Source organism: Chromobacterium subtsugae, assembly GCF_001676875.1.
GTDB classification, from domain to species: domain Bacteria; phylum Pseudomonadota; class Gammaproteobacteria; order Burkholderiales; family Chromobacteriaceae; genus Chromobacterium; species Chromobacterium subtsugae.
In genome coordinates this window covers 125,834-140,188 of record NZ_JYKA01000001.1, presented here as the reverse complement: position 1 = coordinate 140,188, position 14,355 = coordinate 125,834, and the positions used below count along the sequence as shown (strand labels likewise).

Below are 14,355 nucleotides of genomic sequence, written 5' to 3'. Positions count from 1 at the left end.
TTGAGGGATTGTAAATTTGTGCTATAAAATGATATTTGGGTAATTTTGCGACCGCTGCGCCTTCCTCTGCGATGGCTTGAAGAGCGGTGATCCCAATGATGGAACACTAGCGGCAGGAAGAATGGAAATGGAATTCATTGGTCCGATGCAGACGGATGAGAGCAAGTATCAAGCAGCCGAGCGGTTTGTTAACTGGTTGCAAAAACGTGTTCTCATTGAGGCGCGTGGTGATGACGAGACTACTTCTCCGGTTGACCCAACTGGCCGCTACTGGTTGGGACGACTAGGTCCTAAGGACTTCGTAACACGCCCTGATTTACGGGGGGACCGTCTTGAACCCTGCGCTATCGGCTTGCGCCTTCGCCCTGCAGAGAGTGGTCCATGGGCATTCCTGGTTACCGTCCGATTTTCCCTTTGGCTCCGCCGTCGTTCGACAGAAGAGAAAGGGTTACGTTGGGCTTACGACAAGACGCCATATATTGAAGTTCAAGTGCCAGTAACTGTAGAAGAGCGTACCGGAGACCAAATATTTGGTGAAGTCGCTTTCAGTGAGGCTTTTAGCACTTGGAATGCGAATAATCTCTCAGCTGAAGTACGGGTGCGCTTAACAGGGCGAACGGCAAGCTCCCGGGCAATCGAGGTTACGTTCGTGAATACGAGCCGTGAAGATGTCGATCTGGCGGATGGTCGATTCTTCGAAGCCTCATTGTCGGTAACGGGATTAAAATGCGTTCCTTTCGATCTCGAAAGCCTTCCTGACAGCTTTAGATTCAATCGGAAAGTGCCAGCCTATGGTATTAACTGTGGTGTTGAGATCGATGGTGAAGCATACCGCACTAGTGACGGACCCAACGCAACAAGATTTCGCCCAAATTTTTCGGCATCGTCTGAGAAGAAGGTAGATGTTAGTTTTGATGGGCTTGCACATGATCCGTGTGCAAGTGCGACAGATTTGGTTGGCATATTTGAGCTTTGGGCCTCTGATGTCTGGTCTGAGGAGACTCTGGCGCAGCGTGCCAAAGATGAAAGTTGGTCGGCAGGCATGCGAGAAGAAGCAGCTGCTGCACGGCAGGAATTCCAGGACGAGTTGAGACGCATAAAGCGTGGTGCCGAGCTTCTTGCTACCAACCCGAATCTTCGGCTGGCATTCCAGCGGATGAATCGTTCAATGACGATATCGGCGAGAGGTCGGTACAAAAAGTGGCGCCCTTTTCAATTTGCGTTTCTCCTCGCAAACCTCGAATGCCTCGTTAATCATGAATCTGAGAGTGATATTGTCGATATCGTATGGTTCGCGACAGGTGGTGGAAAGACTGAGACTTATCTCGGGCTTATTCTCACTGCGGCCTTCCTTGACCGTATGCGCGGAAAGATATCCGGTGTTACCGCGTGGTCACGTTTCCCACTTCGGATGCTTTCGCTTCAGCAGACGCAGCGCTTTGCAAACGCGCTGGCGGCGGCCGAACTGATTCGCCGCGAAGCAAAAATTGAAGGTGATCAGTTCTCGCTGGGGTTCCTGGTCGGCGGCTCGTCAACTCCTAATCGCATAAAGAAAGAGAGCGATAAGGCGAATGAGGACGTCGACAAAATCGAAGAGCGAACAAATCCATTCAAGCTGCTTGATCGATGCCCATTCTGTCGTGAGCGTGATGTATCTACCTCATTCGATCGCGTGTATTGGCGCCTGAATCATCTGTGTTCAAACGGTGATTGCCCGAGTCAGGGAGGGCCGCTGCCAATTTATGTTGTTGATGATGAGATTTGGCGGTTTTTGCCAACCGTTGTGATTGGCACGCTTGATAAGGCTGCGAATATCGCTAGGCAAACAGGCATGCGTGGTCTGCTTGGCAGCCCAAAGGGGAAATGTACTAAGCCTGGGCACGGCTACACATATGCTACTAGAAGTGATTTTCCCAATGGTTGTTTAGTTCCGGATTGTCGAGGGGGGGCTCCTGAGGGGCTCCCTATGGCAGAGGAGCTATACCCTGCAATGTTCCGGCTTCAGGACGAACTCCATCTCCTGCGAGATAGTCTCGGTGCTGTAGACGCGCACTACGAATGCGCTATGGACGGAATTCAGGAAAGGATCGCTGGCAGCAAACCAAAAATTCTGGCTTCCTCTGCGACGCTTACGGGGTACAAAAAGCAGGTGGATGTACTTTATAGGCGTAAGGCTCGCGTTTTCCCATTGCCCCCGCCTGTGGATGGACAGGGATTCTGGGCCACTGATTCAGATAAGTTGATGCGTCGCTATGTAGCGCTGGCGCCGCGCCGACTCACAGTCGAATTCGTTGTTGATAAGCTGATTGTAACGCTCCAGAACGCAATACGTAGTCTCCTTAACACTCCTGGTAAAATTTGTAGCGAACTTAATATCGATCCATCTTATGCATCGTTACTGGTGGATTTGTATGGCACCAATGTTGTCTATGGAAACACGCTGCAGGACATCGATGCCGTGGTGCGTTCGTCAGAGACTCAGTATGCTGAGCTTGTACCCCCACCAAATGTGGCGACCCTTACTGGTCGTACGAATTTCGAAGAAGTGCGGCAGACTTTAGATCGCTTAGAGTCGCCAGAGCCTGAATTTGATAAACGCCTTCATATTATCGCGGCATCATCCATGATGTCCCATGGTGTGGATATTGACCGACTGAACATCATGATTATGTTAGCCTTTCCACTTGGGGTTGCTGAATTTATTCAGGCTACGGCACGCGTAGGACGCTTCTGGCCGTCACTAGTACTTGTCATCCCAAAGATGACACGTGAACGAGATGCAAGTGTTTATCGTGCATTTCCAGAATTCGTTACTCATGGTGATCGATTCGTTGAACCAATTCCTATCACCAGGAAAAGCCGCCGTGTTTTGGAGCGTACAATCTCTGGCCTTGAGCTTGCGAGGATTTCCATGATCCATGAGCCTTCCTCAGCAGCCCCTATCACGACGATCAGATCCCTGAATGCCTTTGTATCTGCGAATCAGGGCGTCCTTGCCAATGATGAACAGTCGATTGCAGAGGATTTGGGGCTTGCGGATGAGGATGAGTTCATGCGTAAGCAGCTAAGTCAATGGTTCACCGATTTTTCTCGGAATCTGCGCGAACCACCAAGTGACTCAAAATTTCTTTCAGACCTTTGCCCAACTGGGAATGCAATGACCTCACTACGGGACGTTGAAGAGCAAGTGCCAATTAAAGGGGATAGTACGCGATGAAGGAAAAGAGGAGTGGGTCGCAAATCCTGTTTGGTCATCTTCCCGAACAAACCATAGATGCAGATGGTGGTATTTGGAAAGTTAAACGCTGGAACGACCCCAAGACTGAGTCTGCAATAGATGTTGCTGCATTACGTGAAGAGATCATTCGTGCAGCATATCCATGGAAGGAGGAAAAATGCGACGGTGGTCTTGTTGATGATCTCTATGCCCAACGTACTGTCAGGGTGAGATCATTGAACCGTGAGGAGGGGATATGGTGTGAGCCATTTCCCCGTCTATACCTTTGCCAAATATGTAAGCGGCTTCATGATGAACCTCTGGGGCTTTGTGAATGTGGTTCTCGCCGGCGTAGAGGTCAGCTTCCTTTTGTTGGATACCATGATGCCTGCGGATCCATCAAGACCCCATACGTAAAAAAGTGCCGTACACATGGGCAGCGGGCTGTCCGCTTCCCAGGCACCGCATCGGCTGCAGAATTAATTTTCTACTGTCCAGAATGCAACGATATCATTCAGCGGGGGTTTGGTGCTGCTTGCGACTGTGATCAAGGTGGAACATTGGCCTTTACTGTCCATCGCTCCGGAACGGTTTTCAAGCCTCGCGGCATCAGCATGATCAACCCTCCTCGGCGAGAAATTCTAAACACTATCGAGCAGGCTGGTGGTGGCGAACGTGCCCTCGAATGGATTCTCGATGGAATGGCAGGGAAGCGTGTCACTGACTCTGCACCCGCTCGCAATTCAGAATCAATTAAGAAACTGCTTGAGGGACGGGGATTCGATACTGCGACCATCGACGCCATGATTGCTGCAATGCCTCCGGCGGGACAAGGAAATACCCGTTCGCCAATGGCAATTGATCCACAATTACGGACAGATGCTGAAAGACAGGCAAAGCAGATAGCATTGGCCACGTTTGAGAGTCGTATAACGCTGTCTGATTTGCTCGCCCAGTCAGAAGGATTTGTGACCAGACAGTTGTATAAGGATGACTATCCTCTAGCCCTGGCACGCGCGGGTGTGGAGCGAGTCGAACTTATCGATCGTTTTCCTGTACTGACGGCTCAATTTGGTTACACCCGGGGGGGCTCCGAGCCAGGGAAAAGCCGTCTTCGTACTTATCGTGACAAGAATGGGGACTATAGCATTTATGGTGAACTAGCACAGACTGAAGCACTTTTGATACGTCTCGACCCAATGATGCTCCATAGGTGGTTGGTAAGGGTGGGGCAGGCAGTAGGACCTGCAACCGATAAAAGGGGGGCCGCTGAGGCCATTCTATCGGCTATGTCTCCCATGGACCGGCCAAACGAGGTGACTCGCAGGGTGACCGAACTTGTCCATTCGTTCTCGCATGCCTTTATCAAGCGTGCAGCAGTGTACTCCGGAATTGATCGAAATGGCTTGTCTGAACTAATTTTGCCGACGGCATTCTCGTTCTTTGTCTACGCAGCGGCTCGAGGTAGTTTTGTGCTTGGCGGGTTGCAGGCTCTTTTGGAATCGGAGCTTCATATACTCCTTGATGGATTAGTCGACGATGAGCATCGCTGTGCGTTAGACCCCGGCTGTGAGGATAACGGTGCTGCCTGTGCGGTATGCCTGCATCTTGGCGAACCCTCATGCCAGATGTTCAATGCGGCGCTTACACGCAGAGCCCTCGCCGGAGGCGATGGGTATTTCGATGTAACTACAGCGGCTCAGGCCAATTAAGTAGGCGGCGATCAGAGTCTCGTCCAATGACAACAAGCATTGAACGTGCACGGCTCATACCAACATAGGCTTCGATTCGATCATTGGCTGTGGTGATCGAGGGGAGTGCTAGGATGATCGCCTGTGCTTCTAAACCTTTAAAGCGGGCAATTGTTTCGGTAGCAATTCCGCGACTTCCCCACTTACCAAAGGAATAAGGGCCAACTGAACGCTCGTGTAGTCGTGTAATTAGGCCCGCTGATCCGCAAAGCACGACTAGGTTAGATGGCCCGAAACCCTCTTCAAGAAGACCTTCAACCGCAGATATCACGTCCTTTTCACTCGGTACTCCCTCTGAAATCTTCCAGGTTGGTTTTGGCCCAGGGATTCCCCTGCCTCTGCATTCCATATTCAGGGTGGCCACAACACAAGTTGCTATCGGCTGGGTATTCCTCATGTTTCGCGTTAACTCCCAGGCAAAGGAATAATCCATGTCTCGGAGCCAATCCCGTTTCCACATATCTTGCAGGGGGTCCGCAAACGTGAAGAAAGGCGCGTCAGGGTGAGTGGATACTAAACAGCGAAGTGAATTAAACCAGAGTGGTGAGAAATCCTGTCCCTCATCGATAATCACTGCATCGTACAACGTCCCATTAATTGCACAAGCTTCAATTAACAGGTTGGGGGCCTCTTTTTCCCACCAATGTGAAGGTTTGTGTCCTGGTATGTCGAGTGCTGCTCGGTGAGCTTCTCGAAGGCATAGTGAATGGTATGTGCACGCGGTAAGGTTTGGAAGATTCTCCGTGCGTGCCAACAAATCCCGACCTAATAATTCATTGTAACAAACCAAGAGAGTGCGAAAGCCGTCTCTTGCAAGCTGTTGGGCCCGCGCGATTGCGAGAACTGTTTTGCCTGTCCCGGCTCCACCTAAGATTAAACCTCCACGGCTAGCCCGTAAGCCCGAGAATGCCTCAATCTGTTCTGTGGTAAACATAAGGATTTCGGTTTCGGCCTCAGAGCTTTGGCTTGAAAGCTTTGGGAGCATGGAAACGGTCGGCGCAAGCAATGCGACAAGCTTGTCAGCTTCCTCTTGCGAGATCCCCGCTTCAAGTTCCCAGTGCTCGAAACAATTCGTGATTGCAGAGCAGATATTCTCTAGTTGCGGCTTGGCTAGACTGATCTCAGCGGTGGCCGCAGGCCCCGAAAATGGAAGGCTATCCATATGCGGGAAGGCCACGGCGTGGCCAACACGTACCCTTGCTCCCAGTCCATGCTCGCGCAGCCAGCCAACTAGAGCGTGCTTTGAGATAATAGCCTGCTCATAGGGATTCTTGATTGAGTGGCGTTTGCCGTACCGATCAGTTGTAAACCATCGACCGGCCTCGATATCGATGCCACCACCCTTTACTTCAATGACGAGCATGCCTTTGTTAGGGTGGAGGACGATAAAATCGGCTTCCCCGTCCCCCTGTCGTCCACCGCGCTTAGACTGCCAGCTCACATGGTGAAGAATCCTCCAGCCATCTGGCAGACGCTTCAGGGCATTAGCTACCCGTCGTTCGGAGTCCTCAATAGGCATATCTGCCCCTAATCCTATGTATGTCGCCATATTATAAGTCTATGAAGTCGCTTAATTGATCTTTGCGGATAGGATGGCATAATTTCTTAAGGGCCTTGGCTTCAACCTGTCTAATTCGCTCGCGGGTCACGTTATAATCTTTGCCCAAGCTCTCAAGTGTGTACTCTCGATCCACATCAATGCCGAACCTCATCCGTACTATGTGTGCTTCCTGAGGCGTGAGTGTGGCCAAGACATGGCGAAACCGCTCCTTCAATTCTTGATGCACAATTGTGTCAAAAACTGATTCTGCCGAATCTGCAACGAAGGAAAGTAAGCTGGAGTCTTCCCGGATGACAACATCTCCTTCGGCACAGTCTGTGGTCTCCACGTGCCAGAGAAGCTTCATCAATTTCTCTTGCTCCATCCCGACGGCGATCGCTAGTTCCTCCAAAGTCGGCGGGCGGCCACAAGTTAGTGTCAGCTTCTTTTTGGCTTTCTTTATCTGGGCCATCTTCTGTTGAACGTGGATTGGAAGCCTAATGGTCCGATCGCAGTTGCCAATGGCGCGCCGCATCCGCTGCTCGATCCACCACGCGGCATACGTCTTGAAGCGGAAGCCACGCTCCGGGTTGTATAGATCGGCTGCGTGGAGTAGGCCAAGAACACCTTCTTGTATTACATCTTCTAAGGACAAATGCTGATGCTCTCCGAAACGCCGTGCAAGCTGTTCAACGAATCGGATGTTGCTGACAACGAATGCAGCTTTAGCTCGCTCCGCATCCCCGAGTATGCGATCGACGTAGGTCGGATCTAGGCCACTTGTGTCTTTGGGAATACGCAACGCAAGCTGAATTTGACGCCCGAAATCCTTTTCCTCAACTTCTGTCAAATAGTGATATGTTTTTGAACCAGTTATCCCTTCACCATCTGTTTCATCTTCATCGAGAACTTGGTAACCTGCGGCGAGAATTCTGTCCTCAACTGCCATGCATTCAGCGATCGAAAGATTCTTGCGTAAGTAAGCACGATTAACATCGCTCCTTTGGAGCTGACTATCACCACGTTGAGCATCGGCCGAGAGTGCCTTAAACACCTTTTCAACGACTTCCGGCCTGATAGAGTCTAGGTCGTCTAAGTCATCCACAGACGTTGGCTCACTTAGCACTTCATCCTCGTCTTCAAAGGGCTGGTCATCATTGCCTTCGCCGTTCTCCCTTCGATTCATGCAATTCCCCCGTTTTTTTCACGACCGTTAATGCACGGAAACATCGACCGTCAAACCGTGCATTGGCGAAAACAGTCTCTGCTCCAGACCTCGTTGATCGTACTTCTAGACCAAGCGGCTAATGCAAGTTTCAATTTTGGTTGGGCCGGAATTCTGGGGAGTGGCTCACGTATACCGTATGAAAAGGTGTACTTGAGCATTGACTCGCAGCTCTACTTGCTTGGCAATGCCGATCTAATGCACGAATGACGATAGGGTATCATGCGGAGGGATGTCCAACGCACGACTTTCAGAGGTCCTCCTAGCTTGATAGCATTTCACAGTTCAGGTCGTCGGATCGACTACTCACGTATAAGGTTTACTAGAATCAAAACAGACCAGTCATGGCTAGGAGCCTTCAGGATGAGCCCTATGTATAACCCTGCACACCCAGGTGAGGTGCTGCAAGAATGGCTGGAAGGCATCAGTGTGACGGAAGCTGCCCGTAAGTTGGGGGTGACTAGGGCTGCCTTGTCGCGGATTCTGCACGGCCACGCTGGCATTAGCGCAGATATGGCGTTGCGCCTAGCCGAGTCCCTGGAGACGAGTCCGGAGTTGTGGCTCGGCATGCAGACGGCTTGGGAGCTTTGGCAGGCCAAGCAGAAGCCGAGGCCGCATGTCGAAAAGCTCTTGTCAGCCTGACCCATCTCCAGCGCGATGGCGGTACCTTACTTGGCCGCCTTAGACCGGCAAGCCATGCTCAATGGACGCGAGGACTCGGCGAGCCATTCCGCCTCCTAATTCCGTATCCATCAGCGAAAGCGGGGATGCGCTCAGCGTGATGTTGTGTTGCAGGAGCCAGGTTCCGGCCAGTTTCTTGTTTCCCAGAATGCCTTCAGCTACGCGGGCAATCCTCATGATGCGAAGCAGTTTTTCGCTGGCCGGCGAGTCTAGCAGGCGCTGCTGGCTGATGCGGTGCGAGGTTAGCCGTGGCGAAGGACCAAGTACCAAGTATAGATACTCAAGGGGAGTGCCAAACTCTTGGCTGACGGCGTGACTAGCTGTGGCAGGTAGTCCTTGGAGGATCATCTCGATTTGGGTGTTCGTGGGAAGATCCAGCTACTTAGTGGTTGCCGGCCAGCTGGTGCTACAACGCTCGATCTATAAGTTTATCTTTTTCTGATAAACCACACATACTTCGCTAAATATGCTTTATATCCAGGCCAGTTCAGTCGAACTCGTATTATCGCGTGTCGATGGAAAATTATGGGAATCCCATAATTATTGGTTTCCCATAATTTGCATAATCCACTCAAGTTAGGCTTGCAGCTACATCCGCGCGCCAAAACACATACTCGTCCCCGCAATTCTCCATTGGCCCATAGAGGGGACATAGTCCTTGTTTAACCAAGTGTCTGGCGGCCTGTCGCACCGGTTTGTTGACCATTTCCGCCAAGTGTTCGCCCCAGATGTAGTTGTTGGTCAACCGTTCCAGCTCCTTGGCCTCGATACCCAGCAGCATCCGCTTCTCATAGCCATACTGCTGCTGGCTAGCGTGGGCATGTCCGGCGCCAATCAGGTGATAGAGCAAGTTGACGTCCATCTGGATGGCGGCTGCCGCCTCCCTGACCGTGAAGAAGCCGCGGGAGCGGCGGTATTGCTCATGCCAGAGCGTGAATTGCTGTCGGGAAACCAGCAGCGCGCGGAGGCCATGGTCGGCCGGGGTGCGGCCTACAACCTCCAGCGAGCCATCTTGCAGGGCGCGGACCACCGCCAAGAAGGGCTGGCTGCCTTGCATCCACCGCTTAGTGATTTCCCACACCGATAGCAGTTCTGGATTGTTCGGTTCTGGGCTGATCTGGCTATGGTTCAACTGCTCCAGGAAGGCGTTGATGGTTTCCAGTTGAAAGCACCATCGAGTACGTTTTTTATCGTGGGGCAGGGGTTGCAGCAAACCACTTTCGATCAGCAAACGGATCCGTTTTGGGGTGATGCGCAGCATGCGTTCCACCTCCGAAATGGTCAGCGTGCCGTGCTCATTGCGGGCGTAGGCATCCAGCGAGCTTCGCTCCACCATCCAAGTGGCTTTCCCTTTAGCCGATGAGGATTGGCAGCCTTTGATGGCGCCGCTTTCGATCAGCTTGTGTACAGCTCCTCTTGAGAGATTGAGCTGTTCCGCTGCCTTGGCCAAGCTGATGATGGGATGGGCCTGGCGCAGGTCCTGCTGCAGGATCAGTTTGTCCGGCCAGCGTGCATGGACATAACGCTCGAATTCTTCCCGTACAAATAGCAGTTCTGGATGGATCAGCAGCCGGTAGAGGGCCTGATGTATTTCCCGCAAGTACACTCGCAGTGATGCCGTGTTCCCGGGTATGGGCAGCGTGTACTCCTCCAGCAGCTGATGGAAGCGTTGCGGCCAATGCTGAGCGATCTGCATGGCCAGCTGCAGATAGGGCTGAATGATTTCGATCCGGCCATGATCGGCTATTTTTTGTGGTCGGGTATTGGGCCGATGCGAGGCATAGGCGCCAAAGAACCAGAGCAGGTCGCATAGCTGTGCCGGGTGCAGATGATCTAACTCCGGCGGCGTGGGGATATTGCTGACAGCGAGGTCGGGTAAACCAATCAGTGGCCGGATGGCCTGGGCAATCAGTTTGGCGAGTGCCAGCTCGGCTGCGGTGCCTGGACGTGTGGCGGCATGGCGCAAGTCGGCGCCGCAGCTGCAAGTAAACATGGTGCCTTGATGCCAGCGGATGAGTTGGTTGCAGCCGGGGCATTTTTCTCGTAGCAACAGGCGATGAATCGGGCAGGCTATTTGCAGGGTCAGCAGCCATTCCGTTTGCCAGATGCCGTGCTCGGCCAGACAGACGGGGCACCAGCGGCGGTGGTGGTGGTTCCAGTACGTCACCTTGAGACCGAATCGATGGTGGCTGTGGCGGCCCAGGCTGGCTGGTGCAGGGCCTGTCAGGCATTCCAAACCTGTCTGATCATGGCCGGTGAGCAGGGTCAGATTCTGCTTGGCGGCGTCGTGCTTTTTGACGAATAACGGTAGCCAAGTCTGTCCGGGGTAGCCGTTGGCGTGTCCCAGACGTAGGCAATAGCCCAGCAGACTTTCACCCGCCTGCGGCTTGGGGCGGATCTGCAGTAGTGGGGAGGTCATGGTGTGTTCCGTTGGAGGATCGCCTGGGTGGCGATCCTCATGGGGTTACAACGCGGGGATGGCGGCTTTTGGAGCATTCCTCCGGGAGAACCGTGTCGGCTCGAATGGCTCGTCAGGCTGATTTAGGCGTCGGAATACAAAGTTGGCATCGAAGGGATTCAGCTCAGGCGGGCTGTCTCGCCAGATATAGTTGGAGAAAGCCATAGCCAAGACGCTTTGGTCGAGATCTTGCTGCTCCTGTTCGATCAAACATTCCAATGCCCCCAGAATTACCTTGGAGAGATAGCCGAGCAGGCCATTGCTGGCATAGTGCAGGCGCCTGACGCAGTCCCACTCGGCGAGTCCCCAGATTGGACGCCCCTGATTGATCTGCGTGTCCCAGGCATGGACAACGTCGCGGAACAAGGACTTGTCCTCGTTGCAGGAGAAACCGATCGGCGTCAGCGCCACGCGGGCGGCGAAGCGACGGCGCAACTGCTCGTTGGAGCGCAGGATCCACTCGCACTCTGGCAGGCCGGACAGTACCGTGGGAATGGCGATCTGATCGATCAGGGCCTTCAGCCACTCGGTGACCTCCTCGAAGGTTCTACGGCCGGCGTCGACGAAGTGATGGAACTCATCCAGCAGCAAGGCTTCGGTTTTACCGCCGCGGATTAGCTGCACGATCTGGTTGGTCTTCTCCGCGGTGCTGCCCCGGAGCTGAACGCCGGCCCCTAGCGCGATCAGAATGGCCTCTGCCAGACCACGGATGGTGGGGTGGGCGGGCACTTGGACATAGACCACTGGGCGTATCGTCGCCTCCTCCGTTTCGTAGCTGGGGTGCTGTTTGGCAAAGCTGAGCAGCACAGAGGTCTTGCCTGTACCGGATGCGCCAACCAGCAGCAGATGCCTGGCCGCGGCGCCTTGGCGCGACAGAGCATGGCTGTGCGACAGTCTTTCCAACGCTGTGCTGAATTGTGGATGCAGGATCTGGATCCGTTCCGCCCGTCGAAGATCCGCCAATGTGTAGCGCTCACTCATGGCCATCTCCTTCTAGATCGTGGGCGAGTACGGGCAACGTGCTGGGCGGTGACCAGCTGTCTGTCGGGGGGAGTTCTGCGTCCTCTGAAATCGTAGGAGGCAGTTTGCCGGTGGTCATCACCTTGCTTGAGTGCGCGCCTTTGGCCCGCGCGGCGCGTTTGCGGTCGGCCAGTTTGCGGCTTTGCAGCAATTGGCCGACCACCTCCTGCATGCGTACCTTGGCCCGAGCCAGCGATAGCGGATCGGCGGATGCCAGGCCCTCCTTGCGCAGCGATGCCTGAATCAACTTGTGCTGGTGCAGTTGCAGTCCTTCGGCGTAGTCCGGGGTGAGGCAGGGCACGGGCATAGCTTCTTTGGTCTGCGGGTGGAGGGCGAATATCGAGCCCAGGTTGTCTGGATCGAAACGGACCTGCACTTTGATGCGATCGCCGAGCTGTTTACGCCAAGGGAGCAGATCTTTGCAGTTGTAACGCAAGCCATGTAGCTCAATGCCGGCATGACCCAGCACACGTTCAGCCTGCTTGGAGAGCACCAGTCGTAAGCGATCAGGATCGATGGTGCGAGGCGTGACGATTTCCGCCGCGCGTTGCCAGGCGGCATACGGCGTCTGCTTCAGGCCTCGATGGTAAGCCTGGGAGTAGATGTCGATGATCCAGATGTGCAGGGCGTGGACCAGCTCTGACAGGGTGACGATCGACTCTTTCAGTGGGTCGTAGCCGTAGCGGTCGAACCAGTTGGCAAAGCTGGTGCCGGGCAACTGGTGGGCGAACTGTTCCGCCAGCGTCCGCAGTGATCGCTCGACCATGGGTTTGAACCACGGCGTGCGGGGCGGGCAGAACTGATAGTTGATGCCCAGTTCGAAAGTAGCACGCAGCAGGTCCTGGGAGTGAAACTCCAATCCGTTGTCGACGACAGCAGTGGTGGGGATGCCAAGGCATGGCCAGTCATGCTGGATGTCGGGATACCGCTCTTTCACATAGTCCTTGCTGCTGATGGCGTGCTGCAAGCAACGCAGCACCGCCTCGATGCTGGGTGGCGAGAACGACAAGTAGAAGCCCAGGATCATGCGGGTGTGGCAATCGATGATCACCGTGATGTACGGGCGCCCCAGCACCAGCATAGACTCCTCATCGATGACGAAGATGTTGAATGGCGTATGGTCAATCTCGATGCGTTCCAGCAGGTACATCGTGGTGGGTGTGATGCTGCTGTGCCGGTACTTTTTGCGGGCGTACTCGCGCCCGTAGCGGGCAAGATCTACCTCATACTGAGGTTGATTGCGAACCAACCGTCGGAAGGTGTCGTAGCAGGGGACTTTGAGTTGTTTATCCGCAGGCGCTTGATCGTTGTGAGCAGCAATCTGGATAAGCAGCTTTTCGTAGGTGAGTCGGATGGATGGGCGCTTCAAGGTCAAGTAGGTTGTTTGAATTGCGGCCTCTGCCAAGAGGAGCAACTCGCCTTCCATCCGCGGGCCTTTCCCTCCGCGGCGGTCAAAGTTAGGCACGAGCACCAAGGGGTTGCCTCCGCTGCTTTGCAGGCGCGTATGCCATCGATATAGCGTACTGCTAGAGGGTGGGTTGCTATCCCCGATGCGTTGGGCAATGTCTTGGATGAACGCTTCCAGCTTATGTTTGGTGTAGCAAGGGCTACGCTGGGCATTGAAGGCGTCAGTATAGGCCTGCCGCCGTAAAGCCGCGGTTTGAGCAAGAGAGGAGTGGCTGTCGAATGGACGCTGTTTAGCACTGGCCAGTGGTTCTTGGCCGGAAAGCCCTTCCGGGCTTTCCAGAATGATCTGGAGTGACATGATCATATCCTCCGGATCAAGGTACTGGGACGAAGTGGCTGGTAGAGGCTGACTGCTAGCCATTCCTGGCCAATGGCGGCATAGACCAGTCGGACATCTCCTGCAGCGCTACTGAGGGCTTCCAGTGAGGCAGAGCCCTCTCTGAGGGTTTGAAGCATTGCAGTCTTGGCTGTTAGTGGGATATGTCGATGACGCTGGCCTTCAACCAAGCCAAGGTTGTGCAGCAAGACCTTGTCTCGCAGCGTTTTTTCGGTCAAGACCGCGAAAAGCCCACCTGCGGATTCGATCAGTGGCGCGATCACTTGGAAACGGCGCTGGTTCTCAGGGGTGTCAGCTTCCTCCTGATACTTGATCTCTACAACGGCGCGTCGACCGTCGCGTAGGTGCAACAAAAAATCTGGCGTATAGCTATGGGCCTCACCGTCGAGCTCGTAGTCCAGAACGAACGGCTCCGGGATGATGAGCATGACCTCAGGAGCCAAGTTGTAAAGTCGGATCGCGTCGCGTGCTAGCCCGGATTCATAGGGGATGCAGCCGTCAATCCCTTTGTTTGATGGACACATCCCGCGATAAGAACCATTTCCGTGCTTGTGGAATGCATCACGGACAGGGCGTTTGGAATTAAGTAATTCTCGAATTGTGGCAAGTAAAGCTGCATAGATTTGACTGGTCATGTCGATCTCCTAAGATTTTTAGGG

The 14,355-nt window shown here is 53.9% G+C and carries 10 protein-coding genes; 3 read left to right on the top strand and 7 right to left on the bottom strand.

All coding sequences use genetic code 11. The annotated features are described in order from the left end of the window. The first annotated feature begins 127 nt into the window (after positions 1-127). Both MY55_RS00685 and MY55_RS00675 read left to right on the top strand, forming a co-directional pair. Complete coding sequence (locus MY55_RS00685; RefSeq protein WP_047237905.1) at positions 128-3,217, top strand: helicase C-terminal domain-containing protein; 3,090 nt, start codon at positions 128-130, stop codon at positions 3,215-3,217. Next, on the top strand, positions 3,214-4,929 hold the full coding sequence (locus tag MY55_RS00675; RefSeq protein WP_172670422.1) for a hypothetical protein: 1,716 nt from the start codon (positions 3,214-3,216) through the stop codon (positions 4,927-4,929). Before MY55_RS00685 ends, MY55_RS00675 begins: the two co-directional genes overlap by 4 nt. Here the strand turns inward: MY55_RS00675 and MY55_RS00670 are convergent. Continuing rightward, positions 4,907-6,487, bottom strand: a complete 1,581-nt coding sequence (locus MY55_RS00670) for a nuclease-related domain-containing DEAD/DEAH box helicase (RefSeq protein WP_208856008.1) — start codon at positions 6,485-6,487, stop codon at positions 4,907-4,909. The two genes, MY55_RS00675 and MY55_RS00670, sit on opposite strands and share 23 nt — an antisense overlap. A 31-nt stretch (positions 6,488-6,518) precedes the next feature. After that, positions 6,519-7,694: a sigma-70 family RNA polymerase sigma factor gene (locus MY55_RS00665; protein ID WP_080509347.1), complete on the bottom strand. Its 1,176-nt coding sequence runs from the start codon at positions 7,692-7,694 to the stop codon at positions 6,519-6,521. A 261-nt stretch (positions 7,695-7,955) separates the two neighbouring features. On the opposite strand from MY55_RS00665, the gene MY55_RS24525 reads away from it, so the two are divergent. Continuing rightward, on the top strand, positions 7,956-8,375 hold the full coding sequence (locus MY55_RS24525; RefSeq protein ID WP_341864700.1) for a HigA family addiction module antitoxin: 420 nt from the start codon (positions 7,956-7,958) through the stop codon (positions 8,373-8,375). A 39-nt stretch (positions 8,376-8,414) separates the two neighbouring features. Here MY55_RS24525 and MY55_RS24560 read toward each other — a convergent pair whose 3' ends face one another. The 5 genes from MY55_RS24560 to MY55_RS00630 all read right to left on the bottom strand — a co-directional run bounded on the left by MY55_RS24560 (position 8,415) and on the right by MY55_RS00630 (position 14,331). Further along, positions 8,415-8,591: an antitoxin Xre/MbcA/ParS toxin-binding domain-containing protein gene (locus MY55_RS24560; protein ID WP_425266085.1), complete on the bottom strand. Its 177-nt coding sequence runs from the start codon at positions 8,589-8,591 to the stop codon at positions 8,415-8,417. Between the two features lie 394 nt (positions 8,592-8,985). Continuing rightward, the gene (locus MY55_RS00650) at positions 8,986-10,833 is read right to left on the bottom strand and encodes a helix-turn-helix domain-containing protein (protein WP_081284600.1); all 1,848 of its coding nucleotides are present in this window, start codon (positions 10,831-10,833) and stop codon (positions 8,986-8,988) included. 45 nt (positions 10,834-10,878) lie between these two features. Continuing rightward, the gene (locus tag MY55_RS00640; protein WP_065201837.1) at positions 10,879-11,853 is read right to left on the bottom strand and encodes a TniB family NTP-binding protein; all 975 of its coding nucleotides are present in this window, start codon (positions 11,851-11,853) and stop codon (positions 10,879-10,881) included. Then, entirely contained in the window at positions 11,846-13,657 is a 1,812-nt protein-coding gene (locus MY55_RS00635; protein ID WP_065201836.1) for a DDE-type integrase/transposase/recombinase, read from the bottom strand. The genes MY55_RS00640 and MY55_RS00635 overlap by 8 nt, the downstream gene beginning before the upstream one ends. A gap of 2 nt (positions 13,658-13,659) precedes the next feature. After that, positions 13,660-14,331 (bottom strand): TnsA endonuclease N-terminal domain-containing protein, encoded by a 672-nt coding sequence (locus MY55_RS00630; protein WP_081284597.1) that lies wholly within the window; start codon positions 14,329-14,331, stop codon positions 13,660-13,662. Positions 14,332-14,355: the final 24 nt, after the last annotated feature.